At 48.9% G+C, this 25,146-nt stretch carries 22 protein-coding genes; 9 read left to right on the forward strand and 13 right to left on the reverse strand.

Annotated elements, in window-relative coordinates; all coding sequences use genetic code 11:
• Nucleotides 1-74 precede the first annotated feature (74 nt).
• The 8 genes from ACPAOP_RS01405 to ACPAOP_RS01440 all read left to right on the forward strand — a co-directional run bounded on the left by ACPAOP_RS01405 (nucleotide 75) and on the right by ACPAOP_RS01440 (nucleotide 6,820).
• A complete protein-coding gene (locus tag ACPAOP_RS01405; RefSeq protein ID WP_423709037.1) occupies nucleotides 75-1,115 on the forward strand; it encodes a KpsF/GutQ family sugar-phosphate isomerase in 1,041 nt (346 codons plus the stop codon).
• A complete protein-coding gene (locus ACPAOP_RS01410; protein ID WP_423709038.1) occupies nucleotides 1,115-1,639 on the forward strand; it encodes a KdsC family phosphatase in 525 nt (174 codons plus the stop codon). Before ACPAOP_RS01405 ends, ACPAOP_RS01410 begins: the two co-directional genes overlap by 1 nt.
• Nucleotides 1,636-2,256 carry an LPS export ABC transporter periplasmic protein LptC gene (lptC, locus tag ACPAOP_RS01415; protein WP_423709039.1) on the forward strand — a complete coding sequence of 207 codons (621 nt, stop codon included), beginning with the start codon at nucleotides 1,636-1,638 and terminating at the stop codon, nucleotides 2,254-2,256. The genes ACPAOP_RS01410 and lptC overlap by 4 nt, the downstream gene beginning before the upstream one ends.
• A gap of 41 nt (nucleotides 2,257-2,297) precedes the next feature.
• A complete protein-coding gene (lptA, locus tag ACPAOP_RS01420) occupies nucleotides 2,298-2,873 on the forward strand; it encodes a lipopolysaccharide transport periplasmic protein LptA (protein WP_423709040.1) in 576 nt (191 codons plus the stop codon).
• A gap of 1 nt (nucleotide 2,874) precedes the next feature.
• On the forward strand, nucleotides 2,875-3,627 hold the full coding sequence (gene lptB / locus ACPAOP_RS01425) for an LPS export ABC transporter ATP-binding protein (RefSeq protein WP_423709041.1): 753 nt from the start codon (nucleotides 2,875-2,877) through the stop codon (nucleotides 3,625-3,627).
• Nucleotides 3,628-3,638: 11 nt separating this feature from the next.
• Entirely contained in the window at nucleotides 3,639-5,120 is a 1,482-nt protein-coding gene (locus ACPAOP_RS01430; protein ID WP_423709043.1) for an RNA polymerase factor sigma-54, read from the forward strand.
• Between the two features lie 109 nt (nucleotides 5,121-5,229).
• On the forward strand, nucleotides 5,230-5,574 hold the full coding sequence (gene hpf, locus ACPAOP_RS01435; protein WP_423680688.1) for a ribosome hibernation-promoting factor, HPF/YfiA family: 345 nt from the start codon (nucleotides 5,230-5,232) through the stop codon (nucleotides 5,572-5,574).
• Nucleotides 5,575-5,725: 151 nt separating this feature from the next.
• Nucleotides 5,726-6,820, forward strand: a complete 1,095-nt coding sequence (locus ACPAOP_RS01440) for an enoyl-CoA hydratase/isomerase family protein (protein ID WP_423709044.1) — start codon at nucleotides 5,726-5,728, stop codon at nucleotides 6,818-6,820.
• Between the two features lie 351 nt (nucleotides 6,821-7,171).
• Here ACPAOP_RS01440 and ACPAOP_RS01445 read toward each other — a convergent pair whose 3' ends face one another.
• The 13 genes from ACPAOP_RS01445 to ACPAOP_RS01505 form a co-directional block, all read right to left on the reverse strand.
• Nucleotides 7,172-7,900: an ABC transporter ATP-binding protein gene (locus ACPAOP_RS01445; RefSeq protein ID WP_212677639.1), complete on the reverse strand. Its 729-nt coding sequence runs from the start codon at nucleotides 7,898-7,900 to the stop codon at nucleotides 7,172-7,174.
• 10 nt (nucleotides 7,901-7,910) lie between these two features.
• Nucleotides 7,911-9,875 (reverse strand): ABC transporter permease subunit, encoded by a 1,965-nt coding sequence (locus ACPAOP_RS01450; protein WP_423709045.1) that lies wholly within the window; start codon nucleotides 9,873-9,875, stop codon nucleotides 7,911-7,913.
• Between the two features lie 9 nt (nucleotides 9,876-9,884).
• A complete protein-coding gene (locus ACPAOP_RS01455; protein ID WP_423709046.1) occupies nucleotides 9,885-10,775 on the reverse strand; it encodes a branched-chain amino acid ABC transporter permease in 891 nt (296 codons plus the stop codon).
• 170 nt (nucleotides 10,776-10,945) lie between these two features.
• On the reverse strand, nucleotides 10,946-12,103 hold the full coding sequence (locus tag ACPAOP_RS01460; RefSeq protein WP_423680684.1) for an ABC transporter substrate-binding protein: 1,158 nt from the start codon (nucleotides 12,101-12,103) through the stop codon (nucleotides 10,946-10,948).
• Between the two features lie 311 nt (nucleotides 12,104-12,414).
• A complete protein-coding gene (locus tag ACPAOP_RS01465; RefSeq protein WP_423709047.1) occupies nucleotides 12,415-13,119 on the reverse strand; it encodes a DUF4197 domain-containing protein in 705 nt (234 codons plus the stop codon).
• Nucleotides 13,120-13,151: 32 nt separating this feature from the next.
• A complete protein-coding gene (locus ACPAOP_RS01470) occupies nucleotides 13,152-14,306 on the reverse strand; it encodes a deoxyguanosinetriphosphate triphosphohydrolase (RefSeq protein ID WP_423709048.1) in 1,155 nt (384 codons plus the stop codon).
• A complete protein-coding gene (gene aroKB, locus ACPAOP_RS01475) occupies nucleotides 14,303-15,958 on the reverse strand; it encodes a bifunctional shikimate kinase/3-dehydroquinate synthase AroKB (protein ID WP_423709049.1) in 1,656 nt (551 codons plus the stop codon). The genes ACPAOP_RS01470 and aroKB overlap by 4 nt, the downstream gene beginning before the upstream one ends.
• 19 nt (nucleotides 15,959-15,977) lie before the next feature.
• On the reverse strand, nucleotides 15,978-17,360 hold the full coding sequence (locus ACPAOP_RS01480; protein WP_423709050.1) for a hypothetical protein: 1,383 nt from the start codon (nucleotides 17,358-17,360) through the stop codon (nucleotides 15,978-15,980).
• Nucleotides 17,361-17,418: 58 nt separating this feature from the next.
• The gene (pilQ, locus tag ACPAOP_RS01485; RefSeq protein ID WP_423709051.1) at nucleotides 17,419-19,530 is read right to left on the reverse strand and encodes a type IV pilus secretin PilQ; all 2,112 of its coding nucleotides are present in this window, start codon (nucleotides 19,528-19,530) and stop codon (nucleotides 17,419-17,421) included.
• Nucleotides 19,531-19,562: 32 nt separating this feature from the next.
• A complete protein-coding gene (locus ACPAOP_RS01490) occupies nucleotides 19,563-20,063 on the reverse strand; it encodes a pilus assembly protein PilP (protein ID WP_423709052.1) in 501 nt (166 codons plus the stop codon).
• A gap of 32 nt (nucleotides 20,064-20,095) precedes the next feature.
• The gene (locus ACPAOP_RS01495) at nucleotides 20,096-20,752 is read right to left on the reverse strand and encodes a type 4a pilus biogenesis protein PilO (RefSeq protein ID WP_423680676.1); all 657 of its coding nucleotides are present in this window, start codon (nucleotides 20,750-20,752) and stop codon (nucleotides 20,096-20,098) included.
• A gap of 21 nt (nucleotides 20,753-20,773) precedes the next feature.
• Nucleotides 20,774-21,355, reverse strand: a complete 582-nt coding sequence (locus tag ACPAOP_RS01500; RefSeq protein WP_423680674.1) for a PilN domain-containing protein — start codon at nucleotides 21,353-21,355, stop codon at nucleotides 20,774-20,776.
• Nucleotides 21,356-21,405: 50 nt separating this feature from the next.
• The gene (locus ACPAOP_RS01505; protein ID WP_423709053.1) at nucleotides 21,406-22,482 is read right to left on the reverse strand and encodes a pilus assembly protein PilM; all 1,077 of its coding nucleotides are present in this window, start codon (nucleotides 22,480-22,482) and stop codon (nucleotides 21,406-21,408) included.
• Between the two features lie 343 nt (nucleotides 22,483-22,825).
• Here ACPAOP_RS01505 and ACPAOP_RS01510 point away from each other — a divergent pair, with 343 nt between their 5' ends.
• Complete coding sequence (locus ACPAOP_RS01510; RefSeq protein ID WP_423709054.1) at nucleotides 22,826-25,144, forward strand: penicillin-binding protein 1A; 2,319 nt, start codon at nucleotides 22,826-22,828, stop codon at nucleotides 25,142-25,144.
• Nucleotides 25,145-25,146: the final 2 nt, after the last annotated feature.

Raw genomic sequence — 25,146 nt, forward strand, 5'->3', positions numbered from 1 at the left:
CAATGTGCACGGAATATGCATTTCGTTACGTCTGGCAGAGTTTTTGCTTACAGGATTTCGTTTATACTTCGGACATGAATGATCTGAACGCAACCCCATTTAACGAGACGACAGCAAATGATGCGTCCTCGACCGCCGCGCAACGTGCGGTGCAACTGGCATCAGCAACTCTGCAAATTGAAGCAGACGCACTGATTGCCTTACAAAACAGGCTCAACAGCGACGATGCCACAAATTTCTCTGTTGCAGTCAGAATGTTACTTTCATGCAATGGGCGTGTTGTCGTTTCGGGTATAGGCAAATCCGGTCATATCGCCCGTAAGATTTCCGCCACCTTCGCCTCCACCGGCACACCATCGTTTTTTATCCATCCTGCAGAAGCGGCGCATGGTGATCTGGGTATGGTAACCAAGCATGATGTCTTCATTGCCATCTCTTATTCCGGTGAGGCCGCAGAACTCATCGCGATCCTGCCTATCATTAAACGCCTTGGCGTCAAACTGATTTCACTGACAGGCAATCCGCAATCGAGTCTGGCGAAACTGGCCGATGTGCATCTGAATCTGCACGTCGATAAAGAAGCCTGCCCGCTGAATCTTGCGCCGACAGCCAGTACCACGGTCACCCTTGCTTTAGGCGATGCGCTGGCAGTCGCCGTACTCGATGCCCGCGGCTTCCGCGAAGAGGATTTCGCCCGTTCCCACCCGGGTGGCGCACTGGGTCGCCGTCTGCTGACCTATGTCAAAGATGTGATGCGTACCGGTGACGCGATTCCCTGCGTGACACCCGATACGCAACTGACCACGGCACTGCTGGAGATCACCAAAAAAGGAATGGCGATGACCGCAGTGATTGATGCCGAGCGTCATATCGTCGGCGTTTTCACCGATGGTGATTTGCGCCGCCTGATGGAAGACGTCAGAGATTTCACGCAAATCCGCATCGCGGATGTCATGCACAAAAATCCACGCAGCATACGCGCCGAACAACTGGCGGTCGAAGCTGTCGAAGTGATGGAAACCTATCGCATTAATCAGCTGCTGGTCACAGATGAACATGGCAAACTGGCTGGTGCATTACATATTCACGATCTGACCAGAGCCAAGGTGATTTAATGTCTGAAGCGATCATAAGAGCAGCAAAAATCAGACTGATGATCTTTGATGTGGACGGTATTCTGACCGATGGCAGCCTGCATTTCGGTGCGGATGGCGAAACGCTGAAAACATTCAATGTGCTGGATGGACAGGGCATACGGTTGCTGCAAAACGCTGGCATTGCCACGGCCATAATCAGTGCCCGGCAATCGCCGATCGTCGCGCGGCGCGCCGCTGATCTGGGCATCACCTATGTGCGTCAGGGCATCCATGACAAAAAAACGGCATTTTTGCATCTGCTGCAAGAGTTGAATATACCGGCAGACGAATGTGGCTTTATCGGCGATGATGTGATCGACCTGCCGGTTCTGACCCGTGTCGGCTTCGCCGCCAGCGTACCTAACGGTCATGCAGAAGTGCGCCAACGCGTCCATCACGTGACGACGGCCAGCGGCGGCAAAGGTGCAGCCAGGGAAGTCTGCGATTTCATATTGCGGGCGCAAAACAAGTACGACAGCGTTCTGGCAGAATACCTCGCATGAAGGCACAAATCACTATCGACCGCGCACGCACCTGGATGGCTATCGCTGCTGTCGGTCTCCTTGCACTTGGCAGTTTCTGGCTGTACGACACAGTACGTCGTCAGGGCGCCGATGATTACAACCGGACCTCAGCGCGTCAGGAACCGGATTATTACGTCGAGAATTTTAATTTCATCAAACTCTCGAATAACGGCAAGGCAAATTATCACGTGACCGGACAAAGCCTGGTGCATTTACCGCGCACGGATCAGTACGATATCAAAGAGCCGCGCATCAGCAGCTTCGATACGCAGCGCACACCGATCACGATTAATGCAGCGCGTGCGGTTGTGGAACAGAAATCTGAGGTGCTGTCCCCAAAACGTACCGAAGATGTGGTGCATCTTTATGATCAGGTAAGAGTAGAGAGGCCACAAGGAATCAACTCCAGTTTTATGCGGGTAGAAACAGAATATCTGCAGTTACTGCCGGACTCCGACATCGTCAGGACGGACCAACGCATCAGACTGATCACGGATAACGGCGAAACCGATGCGACCGGTATGATCGCGAACAATGCGAATCAGGAATTGCGTCTGCTCAGTAAAGTGCATGCACGCCTGTTCAAACATAAATGAAAAAACATTCATCAACAACACAGACAAGACAGAGAGTAAACATGCGCCCCGAAAAAAAAACAGTGCATCTTGCGTTGAGCTCATGGATGTTAGCCCTGATGGCTTTACTGTCCGTATCCAGCGTTCACGCTGAAAAAGCAGACAGTCTCAAAGAAATGACGATAGAAGCAGACCAGTTTTTAAATAATGGCAAGACCAATGTCAGTACGTTTTCAGGTGATGTCGTGGTCGTCCGCGGCACACTGAAAGTCAGAGCAGAAAAAGCTGTTGTTACAAAAAGTGCCGATGAATTCCAGCATGTTGTACTGACCGCCAAACCTGGCGCAAAAATCACGTTTCGTCAGAAGCGCGACGGCGGGCCAGATCTTTGGGTGGAAGGCGAATCCGAAAAAGCGGAATACGATGAAAAAACAGAATTCGTAAAATTCCTGTCCAGGGCACAAATACGCTATCTCGACGGAAACAAAGTCACACAGCAACAAGAAGGAGAATTCCTTTCCTACGATAGTAAAAATGATGTCTTTGTCGGCGTCAATTCCAGCTCAGGTCAGGCAGTGTCAGGAGGCGGTCGCATCAAAACCACGATACAACCAAGAACTGAGAAACAGGCAAATTAAGATGGGATCAAAAGACAGCACGCTGACCGTCAAAGGTCTGCAAAAACGCTACGGTGCACGACAAGTTGTGCGCGATGTATCGCTGCTGGTAAAAAGCGGCGAAGTCGTCGGGCTGCTGGGACCAAACGGCGCAGGTAAAACCACCTCTTTTTATATGATCGTCGGACTGGTACCTTCCGACGCCGGCGAAATCAATATCGACGATACGAATGTTTCGGATTTACCGATACATCAGCGTGCCGTCCTCGGTCTGTCGTATCTGCCTCAGGAAGCATCAGTGTTTCGTAAACTGACGGTCGAAGAAAATATCCGCGCTGTACTCGAACTGCAAAAAGACAAAGATGGAAAATTTTTATCCGAGAAAAAAATCCGGCAACGTCTGGACAGCTTGCTGACCGATCTGCAGATAGAAAAAATCCGTGACAGTCAGGCGCTGGCTTTATCGGGCGGTGAACGACGTCGTGTCGAAATTGCGCGCGCACTCGCGACGAACCCGCGTTTTGTTCTGCTCGATGAACCTTTTGCCGGAGTCGATCCGATTGCAGTGATTGAGATTCAACGCATCGTCCGCTTCCTGAAAGAACGCGGTATCGGTGTGCTGATCACCGATCATAATGTCCGCGAAACGCTGGGTATCTGTGACCATGCCTACATCATCAATCAAGGCTCGGTATTAGCCAGCGGCAAACCCGACGACATCATTCAGAATGAGTCTGTGCGACGCGTCTATCTGGGAGAACATTTCCGGATGTAACGGGACGCATTATGAAACAAAGCCTGCAACTACGTACTTCTCAGCATCTTGCGCTGACGCCTCAACTGCAGCAATCGATACGGCTGTTGCAACTGTCAACGCTGGAACTGCATCAGGAACTGGAAACGCTGCTGATAGAAAATCCTATGCTGGAGCGTGTCGATGACCCTATGGATAATGCGGTCCGCCTGCTGGCGGATGGCGCCATCAACAATACAAGTACGACGCCGGATGCAGGCATGGAAAGCATCACGCCTTCTGAAAGCGCCGCGCCACAAGATGCTGCTGTCGAAGCTGATGTGCCGGTCAACGACAGCATCAGTGCCAACGAAGAAGAGTGGAGTTTTAACGATGCGCCTTCCGGTGCAGCTAACGCCGATGAAGATGAAGGCAGGCCTCAGCTCGAATCTACCCACATCAGCCTGCGTGACTATCTGCTGGAACAAATGCGCCTCACGCTCAGGGAAGCACGCGACCGCGCATTGCTGGAACTGATCATCGACACACTCGATGATAACGGCTACCTGACAGAAAGTCTGGAAGAAATTCACGCTGGTCTGCCACTCGAATTATTAATAGACGAAGAGGAATTATCGTTCGCGCTGAAGATGCTGCAGAGTTTTGATCCGCCGGGTGTCGGTGCGCGAAATTTATCAGAGTGTCTCGCGATACAGATCAGGCGCATGCCGAAAATTCCTTTTGTTACCCGCCGTCTTGCACTGGCACTGGTGGAAACACAGCTGACTTTGTTTGCACAAAGAGACTTCACAAAATTAAAAAAAATATTCGACTGCGATGATGAAGATTTGCGCGAAGCGCAGGCAGTCATACGGCAATGCGAACCACGGCCAGGTATCGCATTTGCCACCAGCAGCTCAGACTATGCAGTACCGGATGTGATCGTCAGAAAAAATGGTAATGGCTGGCAAGTGTTACTGAATCAGGATGTGATGCCGAAACTGCGCGTGAGCAGTATGTACGCCAACATCATGCGGCAGAATCGCGGCGAAACAGGACTTGGAACCCAGTTACAGGAAGCACGCTGGCTGATCAAAAATATGCGTCAGCGCTTCGAAACAATCTTACGGGTGTCACAAGCGATAGTTGAAAGACAACGTAATTTTTTTGCGCATGGTGCTGTTGCGATGCGCCCTCTTGTTTTGCGCGAAATAGCTGATACACTGGGTCTGCACGAGAGCACTATTTCTCGTGTGACGACTCAGAAATACATGCTGACCCCGCATGGGATGTTTGAGTTGAAATATTTTTTCGGCAGCCATGTTGCGACGGAAACAGGGGGTGAAGCCTCTTCCACCGCGATACGTGCACTCATCAAGCAGTTGATAGGAGCAGAAGACCAGAAAAGCCCACTCTCTGATAGCAAAATCGCAGACATGCTGGGTGAACAGGGCATGGTAATTGCCCGACGGACCGTAGCCAAATACCGTGAAGCCCTGAAAATACCGCCAGTCAGTTTGCGAAAATCTTTGTAAGCAGTCCTTGTAATCACGGTTTGAATTGCTATATATGATTTAGCTCAACGCCGTAAAATCAAAATGAGCTTATTGTTATTAGCAAGCAATATCACTAAAGGAGCACAGTATGAATCTCACCATCAGTGGACATCACGTTGAAGTCACTCCTGCCATTCGTGAATATGTACATACCAAGCTGGAACGTATCCGGCGTCACTTTGATCAGGTCATTGATCTGACCGTCACGCTGACCGTCGACAAGCTGAGCGAAAAAGAGAAACGACATAAAGCCGACATTGACCTGCATATCAGTGGTAAAAATATTCACGTTGAAAGTCTGGCGCATGATTTATACGCTGCGATTGATACACTGATTGATAAACTGGATCGTCAGGTGATCAAGCATAAAGATAAAGTTCAGGGTCACGATCGCGATGCGATCAAACATATCCCTGATCCGGCATCGGCATAATCGCCCGCCTCCCGTTATTTACGGAACACGAAAACAAGGACGCCAACAGCGTCCTTTTTTGTTATCTGTTTTTTGTTATTTTTGTCGTACTGACGAAGTGCAAACAGGAATAAAATGATTGCCCTGTCACGACTATGTTAATGGTATCTACATGAGCGAATACGTAATCACTTCCGTTAAAAATCAGATCGGCTACATCACTCTCGACCGTCCGAAAGCATTGAACTCTCTGTCACTGGAGATGGTGCGCGCACTCACCGCCACATTATTGGCGTGGCGCGACGATACAACTATCCGTGCCGTATTCATACACAGCAGCAGTGAAAAAGCATTTTGTGCCGGTGGCGACATCCGCTTTTTCTATGACGTCGGCACCGCTACGCCAACTGGTGACAGCGCCCTGCTCGAAGATTTTTTTACCGAAGAATATGCGTTAAATCATTTGATACATTTTTACCCTAAGCCCTACATCGCGTTGATGAATGGTGTGGTGATGGGTGGCGGTATGGGCATTGCGCAGGCAGGTGAAAATTGCCGTCTGCGTATCGTGACCGAACGTACCAAAATGGCGATGCCGGAAGTGAACATCGGTTTATTTCCGGATGTCGGCGGTAGTTATTTCCTGTCGCGAACACCGGGTGAAATCGGTACTTATCTCGGTCTGACTGGCGACATCATTGCCGCTGCCGATGCCTTATATGCAGGCCTCGCTGACGTCTATATCCCAACATCTGAACTGCCAGCATTACTGACCATGCTGGAGCGTACCGAAGCGGCAGATATACGCCTGGCGATACGTGAATTTGCTGCGCCATTTGCATCGCAGGCTGATCCGGCCAGCAGTAAACTTGCCAGCCAGCGCGCCTTGATCGATCAGTTTTTCAGCGGCAACAATGTGCTGACCATCGCAGAAAAATTAAGCAACAACAGCGATGCATTTGCTCAGCAAACACTGGTCACGATGGAGAAACGTTCGCCTTTACTGATGTGCGTCACGCTCGAACAACTGCGGCGCGGCGCACGTCAGAATGTGGCGGACTGTCTGCGCATGGAACGCGCCATGGTACGCCATTGCTTCAAACATGGCGAAGTGCTGGAAGGCGTGCGGGCCCTGGTCGTTGATAAAGACAATATGCCGCAATGGTCGCCTGCGCATCTGCGCGATGTGAGTCATGAACAGATCGCGCAATTCTTCACCGAAGTATGGCCGGCGTACGCACATCCGCTGCGGCATTTGCAGGGTTAATAGCGGACAGGTTTTAAAGCAATTTCACTTACAGATTTACTGACAGATTTGCCAGTACGTTTTTGCTGGCATCAGCACAGCAGCGCCCATCACGCAATAAAGTGATGGGCGCTTTTTCATGGAACGCTGCTTAAAAAATGTGGCTGTATTTCTATCGCATCCGTGTTTCAGCAACAGATCACGACAAATCAAGCAACGAAGTATCAGGAAATTCCATTCTGAGCATCAAATATACTCCCCCCAGTATATGTAAACCACCCTTATTTTCTGCTGACAATAGACCTATTTTATAAAAAAGAGGGGGAGTATATGCACTCCCCCTCTTTCGTTTTGACTTCTGACTTACTTCATTTAATGATGTGAGCCACCACCCAGATACGCTGCTTTCACTGCCGGATCGTTCTGCAATTTATCGGCCGGACCATGCACAGAGATGCGCCCGTTTTCGAGGACGTAGCCATAATCCGCAACAGCGAGTGCGGCTGCCGCAAACTGCTCGACCAGCAACATGGTGCGCCCTTCCTGCTTGAGTCGCTGGATGATGCGGAACACTTCATCGACCAGGATAGGCGCCAGTCCCATCGATGGCTCATCCAGCAATATCACTTCCGGATTCAGCATAACGGCGCGTGCCATCGCCAGCATTTGCTGTTCACCGCCGGATAAAGTACCGGCCAGTTGATGGCGGCGCTCACGCAGGCGCGGGAATAATTCCATCGCCTGCTGCAGATCGCTTTCGATATCACCGCGCGGACGCGAACGTGTGAAACGTGGAAATGCGCCCAGCAATAAATTATCTGTCACCGACATCGTCGCAAACACACGACGGCCTTCGGGTGAATGGGCAAGGCCAGCACGCGCGATTTTATGCGAATCCAAACCGGTCACATCTTTACCATGCAAGGTGACTGTCCCCTGTTTCGGTTTCAGCATGCCGGAAATCGCCCGCATAGTCGTGGTTTTACCTGCGCCATTCGAGCCGATCAGCGTCACCACTTTGCCCTTAGGTACGTCCAGCGAAATGCCATGCAAGACTTCCACCTTGCCATACGCCGCGTGTAAATTTGAAATACTTAACATACTGATCTCCTCAGGCGGTGGCGGTCGATGGGGCAGCAGACCCCAGGTCATCGCTGACGCTGCCACCGAGATACGCTTCGATTACTTTCGGGTCTGCCTGTACTTCGGCAGGCTTGCCCTCAGCAATTTTCTGACCAAAATCGAGCACGGTCACGGTATCGCAAATCGACATCACGACGTCCATGTGATGTTCAATCAATATGATGGTGATATCGTGCTCGCGGATTTTACGAATGATCGCAATCAGGTCTTTGATGTCTGGTGCGGTAAGACCTGCCGCTGGTTCATCGAGTAACAGCAACTGCGGATTCAGACCTAGTGCACGACCAATTTCCAGCAGGCGCTGTTTGCCGTAAGGCAGATTCCGCGCTTCTTCGTTTGCCAGATCAGCCAGGCCGACAAAGTTAAGAATACTTGCAGCCCGTGCACGCGCTGCGCGCTCTTCACGCAGGTAACGCGGGCTATGTATCATCACATCAAACACATTGCTGCGGAAGGTATTGTGCAAGCCGACCAGCACGTTTTCTGTCGCCGTCATTTCACCGAACAGTTGCACGTTCTGGAAAGTCCGTGCCACGCCGCCCAGCGCGATTTCTGAAGGTGTGGTGCCGGAAATCACTTTGCCACTGAATTCAACGACACCATCGGTCGGTTTATAGATACCGGTGAGCACGTTCATCATGGTACTCTTCCCGGAACCGTTCGGTCCGATAAGACCATGTACCGTGCCTTTGGCGATTTGCAGATCGACCTGATTCAAGGCTTTCAGACCGCCGAATTGCATCAGCAACTGACGCGCACTCAGCAACACGCCGACACGTTCACCGTTCGCTTTGACGATCGCCAGATCTTCACCGCCACTCAGCTCACCGGCTTTTGCCATTAAATGGCGTGGGCCTTTACCGAGCAAAGAATTGACGAACCCTACGATACCATCTTGCAGGTAATACACGACGAACAGCGTCATCAGACCGAATACCGTCAGACGCCAGTCAGTGATATTTTCCAGCTTGTAAGAGAAGATCGCCATACCGACCACCGCAGCCACCGGCACCAGTAATTCTTTCGCCGTTTTACGTCCCTTCGCAATCGTGAAGGCAGCGCCAGCAAGTCCAATCACTGCAGCGGCAGTGGCGATCTTGCGGAACAGTTCAATATCCGCCAGCAGCGAAGGCAGCATCACGACAATGAAAGCACCTAGCAAAGAGCCGATACGTGATTTACGGCCACCCATGATCACTGCGAGCAAGAACATGATCGTCAGTTCAAAGTTGTAGGTATTCGGCGAAATGTATTCTTCGGAATACGCATACAGACTACCCGCCAGCCCTGCCAGTGCGGCACTGATCACGAACGCATACACTTTGTAACGGTACACCGACACGCCCATACAGTCAGACGCAATCGGGCTGTCACGCAAAGCCTGAAACGCACGGCCGAGATGCGAACGCAAAATACGATGCACTACGATCAGCGCTAATACCATCATGGCGGCGACCAGATAAAAATAGCCGACCTCTCCGAGCTTCTGACCGAACAGAATTGGCTTCGCAACTTTGAGACCCATCGGGCCTTCGGTCAGGAATGTCATTTCGTTGATCAGAATCTGAATGATAGTACCAAATGCCAGTGTCACCATCGCCAGATAAGGACCGGTGACGCGCAATGCAGGCAGGGCCAGCAGGGCACCAAAAATGGCAGTCACACCGATACTGGCAGGCAAAGCGACCAGAATAGGCAGACCGAGTTTGAAGTACAGCACACCTGTTGTGTACGAACCTATACCGAACAGACCAGCATGTCCTAAGGACACCTGACCAGTGTAACCGACGACGATGTCCAGACCGAACAACAGAATCGCGTAAATTAATATCGTTTCAGCCAGGTGTATGTAATACGGGTTATGTACAACGGTCGGAAACAGTATCAGGGCAATAATGCCGAGTATGGAAAAAGCTAAGGTTTTCTTGTTCATTTTTATTCCTTATACCTTTTTGATCGCTGCTTTGCCGAACAGACCAGCGGGCTTGAGTGCCAGTACCAGCAACAACAAGACCAGACCAGGTACTTCTTTGTAGCCAGTCGAGATATAAAAGCCCGTGAGCGTTTCGGCCACACCTAAAATCAATCCCCCGACAATCGCGCCGACACCGGAAGTCAGACCACCGATAATCGCTACCGCAAACGCCTTCAGACCCAGTGCGGAACCCATCGTCGCGCCGGTCAGCGTCAGCGGTGCAACCAGCACGCCCGCAAATGCTGCCGTGGCAGAAGATAAGGCATATGAGAAGGTAATCACGAGGCTGGTGTTAATCCCCATCAGACCAGCTGCATCGCGGTCATTGGACGTCGCCACCACGGCTTTTCCGTAAATCGATTTGCGGTTGAATAATTCCACCGCCAGCATAATTGCCAGCGCGCCGATGACGACGACGATTTGCATCGCCTGCACGTTCGCGCCAAAAATTTGAAACGGCGCGGCGGACAATGGCGATGGGAAAGTCAGGTCGTCTTTACCCCAGATATTTTCTGCGACGTTTTTAAAAATAATCGCGAGCGCTATCGTCGACATGATCCAGCCGAACTCGGATTTAATTTTGATCGCCGGACGGACACCTATCCATTCAACGAACATCCCTTGCAGGGCACCGAAGACGATGACGATAGGTATCATCAGCCAGTAATTTATGTAAGGGCCACCATGAATATTGCCGACGACGCTCAGGCCGACCAGCGCACCCAGCATCAATGATTCACCCTGACCGAAATTCAGCGTACCGGAAGTGGCGAAGGTCAGCTGATATCCAAATGCGATGACCGCGTAGATCATGCCGAGTGCGATACCACTGAACACTAACTGTAATAAAATTTCCATTTTCATTTACCTAATGGAGAGCACAGCCCAAGACGTGCATAACGACGCACAGACATAGCAAGGCTAGTCGATGCAAGCGATATGATCTTGAGATGCAGTACTGAGAAACGAGTCAGATCTTTACACGGAGGGGAAATATCTGACTCTGATGACAGCTAAAAAAACAGGGATTATTTCGCCAGGACGATATGGCCGCCTTTGGCTTCACCCATCACTGGAATACCTGGTTTGATTGCTTCGTGATCGTCGTGGGTAAATGGTTTGTTGTAGGTAGTGACGACACCATCCACTTTTTCACTCAGATTTTCGAGCGCTTCACGAACTTTGACGCCATCCGTAGTGCCGGCTTGTTTGATCGCTGCGGCGAGTAAATAGATGGAGTCGTATCCTTGTGCAGCAGAAACTGGTGAAGGAATACGTTCAACTTTGTACGCCTTTTGATAGGCATCGATGAAAGACTTACGCTTAGGCGTTGTGCCGTCTTGAATGAAGGTTTGTGGCATACGTGCGCCGTCGCCATTTTTGCCGGCGTTATCGAGGAAGTTACCCATCGATAATGTCCAGCTGCCGATCATCGGCACTTTCCAGCCCAGCTTTTCCATACCATTCGCGATCTGCGCCAATTCAGGACCGATACCGTAAGTCAGAATCGCTTGTGCGCCGCCTTGCTTGGCTTTCAGCAATTGCGCAGTCATATCCACATCTTTGATGTTGAATTTTTCAATGGCGACTGGCTTGATGCCTTTCGCTGCCAGCGCTTTTTCGAGATCCTCACGACCCAACTGGCCGTAATTAGTGGAGTCAGCGAGAATCGCTACTTTCGTGAATTTATGCTTGCCGATCGCGTCTTCCACGATCATCGCAGACTGAATCGTATCGCTGGCAGCAATACGGAAGATGTAATTATCTTTATGTTCCGGCGCAACAAACTGCTTGGTGATCGCAGTACCAGTTGCAATGTTATTCATGACCGGAATTTTTGCTTCCTGATAGAAGCGTTGTGAGGCCAGAGCCACGCCGGTGTTTGCATAGCCGACCGTTGCAACTACTTTTTCTTTATTGATCAGCTCTTGAGCAACTTGCACACCACGCTCATTTTTTGCTTCGTCATCACGTTCCACCAGTTGGAACTGACGACCAAGCACACCACCTTTTGCATTGATTTCGGCAACAGCAATTTTGACGCCATCGCGCATCGAAACGCCCATAGGCGCTGAACCGCCAGTCAAAGGACCGGAAACGCCGATCTTGATCGGTTCTGCGGCAATACCTGCCACGGACCAGCTTACCAGTGCAGATGCAATAACAGCTTTCATTTTGTATGACATTGTCAGTCTCCAGATTATTTGTATGAAATTGAATATTTGCTTTTCGATGTACTACGCATACAAATTACCAGAAAATTCTTTTTGCATTGCAACAAAAGCTACTTAAGTAAAACTACGCAAGTAAGCGTTATGTGCTCGCCTGTCACTTATCATGATGTTGAAGGGCGCGTATTTTCTGAGTTTCCTGGAAGAAAACAATTTCTTGTGAAATCCATTTCATCCAAAAGTGAAATTTATTTCACCAATTCTGGTCATTCTTGACTTAAGTCAAGAGCATAAAAAGCGACAGTCAACAGCTGCAGTATGGCCGCTTATTTCAGCAAGCTGAAAACCTGGCTGATGGCTTTGCTGCCAGAACCAAACGGATCTTTACGTATCGCTTTTTCTTCTTCTGCAATCATGAGGTACAGACCGTCCAGTGCTTTCTGTGTCACATAGCCCTCCACTGTCGCCTCCTGAGCGGGTACAACTCCGAATTTCTGCGCTTGCCCCATCATATTGTTGTACTTAGAAGATAAGCCTGCCTTATCCGTCACATTCTTCACCAAAGACAAAAATTTGACCGATAACGGTGCCGCTGTTTTCTCTTTGAAAAAATCGGTGACCGATGTCTCGCCACCAGTCAGAATATTTTTTGCGTCAGTCAGTGTCATTGATTTAACCGCGTTGATTAACAAAGGCTTCGCTAAAGGCACGGCTGATTCCGCAGCACGGTTCATTGACAACACCAGTTCATCGAGCTGCTGCGACTTTCCGGTCATTTTCAATATTGGCCGTACTTTTTCGAGCACCGATGGCAGCGGTATTCTGACCTTATCGTTATTCAAAAAACCGTTTTCCACGCCAAGTTTGGCTACCGCGGCGACACTGCCCTTGTCCAGCGCCGCTTTTAAGCCAGTGCTGGCGTCTTTATTACTTAAATCACTGAAAGAAATCGCATGGACGGACGTTGCTATCGCGGTCAGCGAAACAGCCAGCAGAAAGCGTCTTTTAGATAAAGAATGATCAGTAAACATAAGGAACTCCTGAATAAATTTGATGCAGCAGATTAAATTTCCTGCATGGAAAATAAGCGCTTGTGTTCACGTATTGCATAACGATCAGTCATGCCGGCGATGTAATCGGCTATTTTCCGTGCCTGCAGATCAGCGTTATCGTGATTCTGAGGATGTCGCGTTACCTGGTAATCCGGCGGCAGCAGATTGGGCTCGGCCATCATCGCATCGAATAATTCCTTAATAATTCTGCGCGCCTTCGATGTCATGCGGTTAACCTGGTAATGGCGGTACAACTGGTGATGTAAGAATTGTTTAAGCAGCTTGGCTTCTTCAAATCTGGTATCAGAAAAGGCAATCAGTTTGCCGCTGTTTCTGACATCGTCAACAGACTTCGGTGCGCAATCACGGATACGTGCGGCAGAGGTTTCGATCAGATCTGTGATCAGAGTATTGATCATGCGGCGTATCGTTTCTGAAATAGCTCTGCGGCCCTGCACACCCGGATATACAGCACTAACCTCGGCACGGTGCCGGGCAAAAAAATCGACTTCCATCATCTGCGCCTCGGTCAGCAGACCGGAGCGTAGTCCGTCATCAATGTCATGATTGTTATAGGCAATCTCATCTGCCAGATTTGTCAGTTGCGCTTCAAGGCCGGGCTGGGTTTTATTGATAAACCGCTGTCCGAGTTCACCGAGCGCAGCAGCGTTAGTCATCGAACAATGTTTGAGAATACCTTCGCGAGTTTCAAAGCATAAGTTCAATCCGTCAAAGCCCGCATATCGTTCCTCAAGTTGATCTACGATGCGCAGACTTTGCAAGTTATGCTCGAAACCTCCATATGGCTGCATACAGGCATTCAAGGCATCCTGCCCCGCATGACCGAAAGGTGTATGGCCGAGATCGTGCGCGAGTGCAATCGCTTCTACAAGATCTTCGTTAAGCCTCAGGTTGCGCGCAATCGAGCGACCAATTTGTGCAACTTCCAGGCTGTGCGTCAGCCGCGTCCGGAATAAATCCCCTTCGTGATTTACAAACACCTGGGTTTTATACTCCAGTCGCCGGAATGCCGAACAATGGATGATGCGATCACGGTCTCGCTGAAACTCAGTGCGCGAGGCGGATGATGGCTCAATAAAAAGCCGCCCTCGTGATGTTGCTGATTGGGCGGCGTAAGGTGCTAAATGATCGTCAGTAAAATTCATTTATGATCAAGAATACAGTGACGTAAGGTTTGTAATAGTGTGTCTTCCGGTACACTGGTAATGACGGAATGTCCCAAAGGCTTTAATAAAATGAACTTGATTTTGCCACCTTCATTTTTTTTATCGACGTCCATCAGTTCTAACCAGCGCTGCTCACCAAGGTCAGGCGCAATGACAGGTAAACCGGCAGCTTCAATTAATTTTTTAATTCTGGTTTTGGTCACGAAATCAATATAGCCCAGGCGGCAAGACAACTCTGCTGCCATGACCATGCCACAACCAACAGCTTCGCCGTGCAACCATTTTCCATATCCCAGACCAGATTCAATCGCGTGTCCGAAGGTGTGTCCGAAATTTAAAATCGCACGCAAACCGCCTTCCCGCTCGTCCTGTCTGACAACATCTGCTTTGATTTCGCATGAACGGACAACGGCATACGCCAATGCTTGTGCCTCTCTCGCACGCAACTTTGCCATGTTCGCTTCCAGCCACTCAAAGAACGCGAGGTCAATAATCGCGCCATGTTTGATGACTTCCGCCAGACCTGCGGACAACTCATTATCCGGCAGAGTATTCAACGTCGACGTATCGGCAATGACGGCCTGTGGCTGATAAAATGCTCCTATCATGTTCTTGCCGAGCGGATGATTAATGCCTGTCTTGCCACCGACCGAAGAATCGACCTGAGATAATAAGGTCGTTGGAATCTGAACGAAAGGAACACCTCGCATGTAACTGGCAGCAGCAAACCCGGTCATATCTCCGATCACCCCACCTCCGAGTGCAATCAAGGTAATTTTACGATCACACTTTTGTTCCAGCAAATGATCGAAAATCTTCATCAGGCTGCCCCAGTGTTTGTGCTCCTCACCATCAGGCAGAACGACGGCACTGCATTTCTTGCCAAGATTGCACAGTTCTTTTTCGAGCGCGGACAAATACAAGGGCGCGACCACAGTGTTAGTGACAATGACGACGTTTTTACCTTTGATGCGATCTGACAATACAGACGCGTCATTTAATACGCCAGCACCAATAGTGATGGGGTAAGACCTGTCGCCTAATTCGACATTCAATGCATGAAATCCGGCTTCTGTTTTGTGCATACTGGGATGTTTCGGAGAAATTAGGCCGTTGCCACTGGAATCAGGCAACTTGTCCAGAATATTCTGGACCAGATACTGGACATTCGGACGTCCGGTTTCGATCACTAAATCAGCTATTTCCTGGTACAGCGGGTGGCGTTGAGACTCAAGCTCTTCGAGTTTTTTACGCGGATCTGCGGTACGAAGCAAGGGCCGGTTTTTATCGTTACGGGTACGCTGGAGGATACTATTCACACTCGCGTGTAAATAAATAACGGTACCACGCTCACTCAGGTAGCGTCGGCTATCACTGTTCAGAATAGCACCACCACCCGTCGCCAGCACGATACCGTCTTGAGCAGTCAGGTCCCGTATCACTTCAGCTTCGCGCTGACGAAAACTGGCCTCACCTTCAATTTCAAAGATAACAGGAATCGAGACGCCTGTACGCGCCTCGATTTCGTGGTCTGAATCTATGAAACGTTTATTAAGCTTCTTTGCCAGAGCCCGGCCAACCGTGGTTTTGCCGGAGCCCATCAATCCAACTAGAAAAATATTATTCGACACTGTCTTGCTTTAATTTCCATTATTTACAAGTAGCGTCCAAAGTATCTCTGACGTTCATTTTACTGGTTGCCGATGCACCTAAACTGTCAACGACGGTCAATGTCACTGTGTACACACCTAGAGCTGCCGGCGGAGTAACGCATCGACGACTAGCAACTGCACCGATTGTAAAAGTATTACCGGACAATGACACCGCACCAAATAATGGATCACTTGACCAGTATTGTACGTATGGAGGAGCACCACCATAGACCTTTAATTGATATGAGTCAGAAGACTGCTCACTCACCTCAAAATCGTTTGGAGCCAAACGCAATGTGGCAGCATCACCGGTAGCAGTAACTGTAATTGTGGTCGTTGTTCCCAAAGCATCAATGACAGTCACATCGGATTTCCCCACATTACTCAGTACCGCGCTAAACGACGCACCATCTGCTGATGGAAATACTTTAGCGATACTGTCGTTCGTGTTGGTCACTTTGTAAGGTAACACCCCACCAACAACATTGAATTTCAGTGTGTCGCCAACACTGCCGGAGGCACCTGCAGGCAATACCGCCAGTGTTCCTGGTGCAGCACTAGTTACTGTTACGACGATAGTCACTGAATTACGGGCAGCATCAGTCACCACAACATTGGCCGTTCCCGCCGCTACTGCCTTGACATCAAAATCGGTACCGTTTTGTTTTAATGTCACCTCAGCAGCACCTACGTTATTGCTAACAATAGAATATGGCGCCGTACCGCCGGAAATTGAATAAGAGACTGTTTTCCCAGATGGGACTGTAATTGCTGACGGTGCGGTAGTGAACAAAGCGAGTGTACCGGCTACCACGGTCACGTCAACATTCACCGATGCGCCCGCGGTGTCTTTAACGATGACCGTTGCTTTACCTGGACTGACACCTCCGATCACAAAAACACTTCCGGAGATACCGACATTAACGATAGAAGTATCGCTGCTGGTAACGAAATAGACGCCTGTTCCGCCGTTAATGAAGTATTTAGGAGAAACAGTACCAACGCCTACTGTGACTGCCGATGGAGCACTCGTGTTAAAAGTCGCCCCCGTTCCTACTGTCACGTCGATTGATACCTTGGTGCCGACATTGTCAACCACGGTAACAGTGCCACTGCCGGTTGACGTTGCAATAATGGTCAGCTTCGTGCCAGCAACCGATGCGGAGATTGCGCCAGAGTTACTAGAGGCGGAATAAGAAGGAACACCGCCACCAATAGTAAAGGTTTTCGTTTCTCCGTAGAGCATCTGAACCTTATCTGAAGCGGTCGTAAATAGCGGAGCACCGTTCATGCTGGAACCAGAAGAACCACCGCCGCCACCGCACGCGGATAAAATTGCCAGCAAAAATAGTCCAGAAACTATCCGAAAAAACTTCTTCATGTAACACCTGTAGTTAAGCTAAAAATTATCAAATCTGCTCGTTAGTCTGAGTCCAGTGTCACTTCACACTAAACTTATCAGTTACGATTTTAGGCGTAATGAAAATTAACAATTCAGTTTTGTCATTTGTGCGGCCGGTATTTTTAAACAAGTTACCGAACAGCGGAAGGTCACCAAAAAATGGTATTTTGGTGATGTTATCACGTTCAGTCTGCTGGAAAATCCCGCCCAATACAACTGTACCGCCATTTTCAACCAAGACCATCGTTTTCACTTCTTTGGTATCAATCGCATAACCCATACGTGTTTCCTGACCCACGCTGTCTTTATGCACTTCAACGTCAAGTATGACATTTCCATCCGGCGTGATCTGTGGCGTGACTTCCAGGCGTAACGTTGCTTTGCGGAAGAAAATCGACGTCGCACCGCTCGATGTTGCCACCAGATATGGCAGCTCCGTACCTTGTTCAATTAATGCCTTTAACTGATCCGCTGTAACCACCCTTGGACTGGAAATAATCTTACCTTTGCCATCTGCTTCGAGCGCAGACAACTCCAGATTCAGGAAGCGATTTGCTGCAGCAGAGAACAAACTGATCGCCAGACTTCCAGGAGTTGATCCATTAATACCTGCAGCTGGCAGGCTAACGAACTGTGAGTTCGGAACGAAACTCTGATCTGTAATCTTGGCCTGACCAGTCTGCTCACCGACACCCAGATAGTTACCGGTCAAAGCAACTCGTTGATTTCCACTGACGGAGTATCCGGTATCACCACCGCGCAAGCCGCGTAAATCCGTGAAACCTAATTTTGCACCAAGATTTTTACTGAATTTATCATCTGCCTCGACGATCCTAGCTTCAATCAAAACTTGCTTAGACGCGATGTCCGTTTTTTGAACTAACTTCCGCACTTCCTCAAGTTTCGAAGGAATATCAGTAATAAATATCTGATTAGTACGAGGCTCAATTACCGCACTTCCACGCTTAGACAAAATACGGTTGGTTGACGCACCATCCATACCAAAGACCTGCTTAAATGCTTCGGCTTTTTGGTAATTTAACTGGAATGATTCTGTCTTCAGTGGCTCCAGCTCCGCAATCTGAGCTTTTTGCTCCAGCTCGAGTTTTTCTTTCGTCAGTAATTCATCTTTCGGCGCAATCCAGATCACATTACCGTTCTTGCGCATATCAAGGCCCTTGATTTGCATAATATTGTCCAGAGCCTGATCCCATGGAACATCTTTCAGACGCAAGGTAATCGTACCCGTCACAGTGTCACTGGCAATAACGTTCAGACCACTGACCTCTGCAATAATTTGCAGAATAGCCCTGACCTCAATGTTCTGGAAATTAAATGACAAGCGTTCGCCTCTGTAACCTTGTGTACCCTGTGTCAGCTTATTCGGATCTTCTTTGATTGGCTTCACTTCAAGGACAAACTGGGTATCACTTTGATATGAACTTTGTTCCCACAGTCCCTTAGGTTCGACCACCATCTGCACGTTATCACCAACCGGCGTTGTCGTAATGATCTGTACGGGAGAACCAAAATCCGCAACATCTAAACGCTTGCGTAAAACTTCAGGCAAGCCCACTTTCTGGAACGTCACCAGAATTTTCTGCCCTTGTTGACGTACGTCGACAGCAATCTGATTCAACGGCAGGTCAACAACAATCCGGCCATCACCAGCAACACCGCGGCGGAAATCGATATCACGTATCATTGGCTTTGTGACTACCGGAGCTTCAGTACTTACAGGAAGCCCTTGGGAATTAACAGCGGTTGCGACGCCACCTGAACCGTCAATCGTCACAATCAGATACTTACCTTCAATCACTGTTGCATAGTTCAGTGGCTTATTCAGATTAAATATCATCCGCGACCGGCCTGAAGCTTCCACTATGGTCACTGTACGCAAATCGCCGATATTCACATCTACATTTGTTTTACCAGTTGCATTCGATACATCAGCAAAATCGAGCGCAATACGGGCAGGGTTTGCAATAGAAAATCCTGCAGGCAATTTAGTAACCGGATTTTTCAACCCAACCTTTACGACGATATTTGAACCTTGTTGGTTGGCAATCACCGACTCAATACTATTCGACTGCGCCAACGCGAACTGACAAACGCCCAATAGCATGAAAATACAGGCTTTAAAAAACATGGCGCCCCTTTTACTTATATTTATCAACGCGTTCATTTCTTACTCTCCTGCAACTCAAGCTTAACGTTACGTTCAACCCATTCCCCAGATGCGTCTTGAATGGTTTCTTTGATCTCGATCTCAGAATCAGTAATTCGCGTCATCAGTCCAAAATTCTGCCCAATGTAACCGCCTACTTTCGCCTGATAAACCGTTTTATCTGCTTGCACCAGGGCTTGCTTGACTCCGGCTTTTTCAATCACACCAACCATTTTTAACAAATCCAGCGGAAACGCTTCCAAAGCCTCTTTACGCCTGTCCATATCCGGTTTCAAGCCATTCCCCGAATCTTTCATCCTGGCCAGAACAACAAGAAGTTTCGCAGGATTAAAGGGATCAATATCTGCTGCACCCGAATAAGCAACAGGAACATAGACTTTAGGTGGACTCAGCTTGGGAATCGATAACTTAGTCTCTTTTTTCACCGAGTTCATCCACTCGGTCAGTTCCGATACACCATTATCGCCACAACCGGCAAGAGAAAATGCAGGCAACAACAGAATCAGTATTTTGAAATATCTCAACATCATTTCTTTGCCTTTGCGGCTTTTTTCAGATTAGCCTGAGCCAAAACTTCATCCTTATCCAGATATCGGAATGTTTTAGCCACGACATCCAAAGTTAAGCCACCATCTTTATTACTGGTCAGCGCCAGGTTATTCAAAGTGACGATCCTAGGTAATTTTGCAATGTCAGCAACAAATTCGCCTAAATCATGATAGCTACCGGCAAGTTTGATATCGATCGGTAATTCAGCATAGTAATCCTTGACGACCACGATGCCAGGCTTAAACGAATCGAATTGCAACCCTCGGCCTGTGCCCGCCTGATTAATGTCCGACAACAAAGCATACATTTCAGCCTTGCTAGGCAATTGTTTTTCCATCGTGGCGACGTATTGCAGCACCAGCCCGCGTTGATCTTTCAACGCATCAAGATTAATCGCTTGCTGCATTTTGTCGCGGTAGTCCTGTTTGAGTTTGACCTCTTCCTGGATTTTCTGATTAATTTCTTCTGTTTGTCCATCCCAGTAAAAAAACCAGCCAAGCCCCAGCACTACTACTGTCACAGCAAAAGCGATAGCAATTCTTGGTGCGATAGGCCACAAACCAGGATGTAATCCATTCAGATCACGGAATTGCTCGCTGATTCCGTCAAAAAACTCTTTTGCATTTATTGCCATTCCTGACCTTCCCTTTTTACATTATCGAGCAGGACTTGGAGCACGCGGAGCTTTTACCGCATTTGCTGCAACACCGGACGCCGACTCTTCTTTTTCGCGCGGACGTTTAATGCCAACGTTCACAGTAAAGTCTGACACTTTTTTTGCATCCCGGCCTTGCCCGATTCCCGTTGTGTGGATATCGATCAGTTCTGGCTTGTACATCCATTCAGAGTTGTTGCTCAGATTGCGGATGAATTCAGCAACACGTTCCTGGGATTGAGCATAACCATTGAGTGTCACGCGCTGCCCATCCTGCTTTAAAGCACGTAAATAAACACCTTCTGGTGTATGAATAACCAGCTCACTGAGCAAAAATACAGGCTGATTCCGGTCACTCTGCAAATCTTCTACCGCCTGCTGACGCGCTTTCAACGAGTCAATTTCCTGCTTCAAAGTAGCAATCTCTTTGATTTTTTCATCCAGCTTTGCATTTTCACTTTTAATGAAATTCGCTCTGTCTGTCTGTATCGCAAGTTCACGCGCGTTGAATACACCGACCACCACCACGATTAACGCACCGATAATGGCCGCCAACAGCAGCAGGGAATAAAAATCTTTCACCTTCTGTTTACGCTTTTCCTCCCGATGAGGAAGAAGATTAATTTTTATCATTAGTCGAATCTCCGCAGCGCGAGACCGCAAGCAACGGTATAAGCAGGTGCTTCACTGCGCAACGCCTTTTCATTTACTCCTGAAGCCAATTCCATCCCCTTAAACGGACTGATAACCGCGGTCGAAATTTTCGTACGCTCAGCGACGATATCAACAAGTCCCGCGACAACGGCGCAACCACCCGTCAGGAAGATCTGATCAACTCTTGTATAGGGAGTGGACGTAAAGAAAAACTGAATTGCACGAGTTACCTCCAGTGCAGCATTCTCTAAGAACGGCTCTAGCAATTCCATCTCATAACTATCCGGAAGATCACCATTTTTCTTTTTAGTTTCCGCCTCTTCCTGGGACAGACCGTAATTTCTGACGATATCCTGAGTCAGCTGACCACCGCCAAATTGTTGCTCACGTTCATAAACCACTTCACCATTGAACATGATGTAGATATAGGTTCTTTTGGTACCGATCTGGAAAATAGCAAACACCTGATCACGCCCTTCATTGGCTTGCTTTTCGATCAGGCGCTGCATCGCAGCGCGAGCCGCATACGACTCTATGTCCATGACTTTTGCCTGCAAGCCTGTGGCCTGAACCACAGCAACCCTATCTTCAATTTTTTCTTTACGCGACGCAGCCAGCATCACTTCGACGTCTTCCTGGTTCGCAGCAGGCCCGATTACACAAAAATCGAGACTGACTTCATCCATGGAAAACGGGATGTACTGGCTTGCTTCGGATTCAACCTGCACTTCCAGGGCCTGATCACTCAAGGTTGCAGGTAAAAATATTTTCTTCGTGATAACCGCTGCTGCAGGCATAGCAACCGCAACATTCTTGGAGCTGGAGCCACTTTTCTTGAGTAATTTCCGGATGGTGTCAGATACCTGCTCGATATTTTCTATATTCCCATCCAGAATCGCACCCTTGGGCAAAGGCTCGGAAGCATAACGTTCCAGCCGGTATTCTTTGTCGCTACCCTCAGAAAGCTCGACCAGTTTGATATCAAACGAGCTGATATCTAACCCGATAAGAGGCGGATTTTTTCTGCCGAGCAGTGAAGCAAGATCTAAAGCCAAGAATACCCCCTCATGAACACATCCGAATTTTGAAACACGACAGTGTTCTTTTTTTAAACACTTCAGTGTTCGTTTTTTACAAATTGAAACAAACCCAACAACGGAAACCGAAAAATCTCTTTAAAAACCGCTATTTAGGAGACACTTATGCAAGCCTACGTGAAATCCTAGCAACATAGGCAGTATTGGTAAAGAACTTTCCTAAGGGCATATTCAGAATCCGTTGCCAAATTCCCACGCTAGTGCACATTTCCTGTCCCTGCTCAAACCGCGAATCAGGTTTCGGCAGCGCTCCTGGTGACTGCCGTTATAATGTCTGCCGCGATTGTTAATGAGTAAACACATGACGGATAACGAAAAAGAACCATCTCAAAAACCCAGCCATAAGTCAGGTGCAGGACGCAGCCTCGTCAGCCGTGTCGTTATCTTGACCTTAGGAACATTGTTGGGTCTGGGTGTCGCCGGCGCACTGATCATCGGCTTCGCCTTAACTATGGCCTATCCGAATTTGCCTGAACTCGATTCGATCACCAGCTACAAACCGAAAATGCCCTTGCGCATTTTTTCTGCCGACAATGTGCTGATAGGCGAGTTCGGTGAAGAGCGGCGCAACGTCGTCCGCTTTGATCAGATTCCCGACATCATGAAAAAAGCGGTGCTCGCAATCGAGGATGATCGCTTCTATGAACATGGCGGCGTTGATTATCTGGGTATCACACGTGCAGCCCTGCACAACCTGACCGGCGGGGCTAAGCAGGGTGCATCAACCATCACACAACAAGTCGCGCGTAATTTCTTTTTATCGAGTGAGCAAACCTTCAAAAGAAAAATTTACGAAATTCTGCTAGCCTGGAAAATAGAACAAAATCTGAGTAAAGATCAGATTCTAGAAATTTATATGAACCAGATTTATCTGGGACAACGTGCGTACGGTTTTTCCTCGGCAGCACAGATTTATTTTGGCAAAAACCTGAAAGACCTCACCATCGCCGAAGCAGCTATGCTGGCTGGCTTACCGAAGGCACCTTCTGCTTACAACCCTGTCGTTAATCCAAAACGGGCAACTGCACGTCAGCAATATATTCTGCAACGGATGCGACAACTCGGCTACATCACCAATGATCAGTATGAACAGGCGAAGGCAGAAGAGCTGATCACGAAAACCGACAGCAGCGAATTCGGTGTGCACGCAGAATATGTAGCAGAAATGGCGCGCCAGCTGGTATATGAGCAATTCAAGGAAGATACCTATACGCGCGGCTTGAACGTCTATACCACGATCACCAAAGCAGATCAGGATGCGGCTTATCTGTCCTTACGCCGCGGCGTGATGGAGTACGAGAAGCGCCATGGTTACCGCGGTCCGGAAGCGATTATCAGCATACCGGAAGGAAAAGAAGCGGCAGAGGATGCGATTGAAAAAGCACTTGCGGAACACTCAAACAGCGATGACTTGCAAGTGGCGATGGTGCTAGATGCAACGCCAAAATCAGTACGCGCGATTCTCGCGTCCGGAGAGGAAATCCGTATCGACGAAGCCGGCCTCAGCTTTGCAGCCTCGGGCTTGTCGCCGAAAGCACCGGCAAATAAACGCATACAACGCGGTGCCGTCATCCGCGTGATGCAAGAGGGAAAAAACTGGGTCATCACGCAGATGCCCGAAGTGCAGTCGGCGTTCGTAGCAGCGAGTACGACTGATGGCGCCATCAAAGCACTGGTTGGCGGTTTTGATTTTGACCTCAATAAATTCAATCACGTCACGCAGGCATGGCGTCAGCCGGGCTCGAGTTTCAAGCCGTTTATTTACTCCGCTTCGCTGGAAAAAGGTTTATCTCCGGCCACCATTATCAATGACGAACCCATCAGCTTTGATGCTGGTCAGACTGGCGGTCAGGCATGGGAACCGAAAAACTATGACGGCAAATACGAAGGTCCGATGACTATGCGTAAGGGTCTGACGAAATCGAAAAATATGATTTCGATTCGTATCCTTAACCGGATAGGGGCGAAATACGGGCAGGAATACACCAGCCGCTTTGGTTTTCTCCCGGAAAAAAATCCGCCTTACCTGACACTTGCCCTCGGTGCTGGTGCTGTAACGCCATTGCAGATGGCCGGCGCGTATGCAGTGTTTGCGAATGGCGGTTACAAAGTTAACCCTTATCTGATCAGTAAAATTACCGACAACAACGGCAATGTACTGGTCACTGCAAAACCGGATAAAGCGGGCGACGAAAGTAACCGCGTTATCGATGAACGCAATGCATTCCTGATCGACAGCATGTTGAAAGACGTGGTGCGCTATGGCACGGCCGCTAAAGCGATGGTGCTGAAGCGTCCGGATCTGGCTGGTAAAACGGGAACGACAAATGATTCTTTCGATGCGTGGTTCGCTGGTTACCAGGCGAAGATTGTGGGGATTGCGTGGATAGGTTTTGATCAGCCGAAAAACCTCGGCAATCGTGAAACGGGCGGTGGTCTGGCTTTACCTATCTGGATAGGCTTTATGCAAAAAGCATTGAAAGATATTCCTATCGAAGAGCGTCCGGTTCCGAATGGCATCATTTCTGTGAATGGCGATTTCTATTATGCAGAGAATCCGCCCGGAACCGGGATCAGCGATCTGAGCACACCGCCGGTGATTGAAGAACCGAAAGAGTAAAT

This window comes from Undibacterium sp. WLX3042 (assembly GCF_049544825.1).
Classification (GTDB): Bacteria; Pseudomonadota; Gammaproteobacteria; order Burkholderiales; family Burkholderiaceae_D; genus Undibacterium.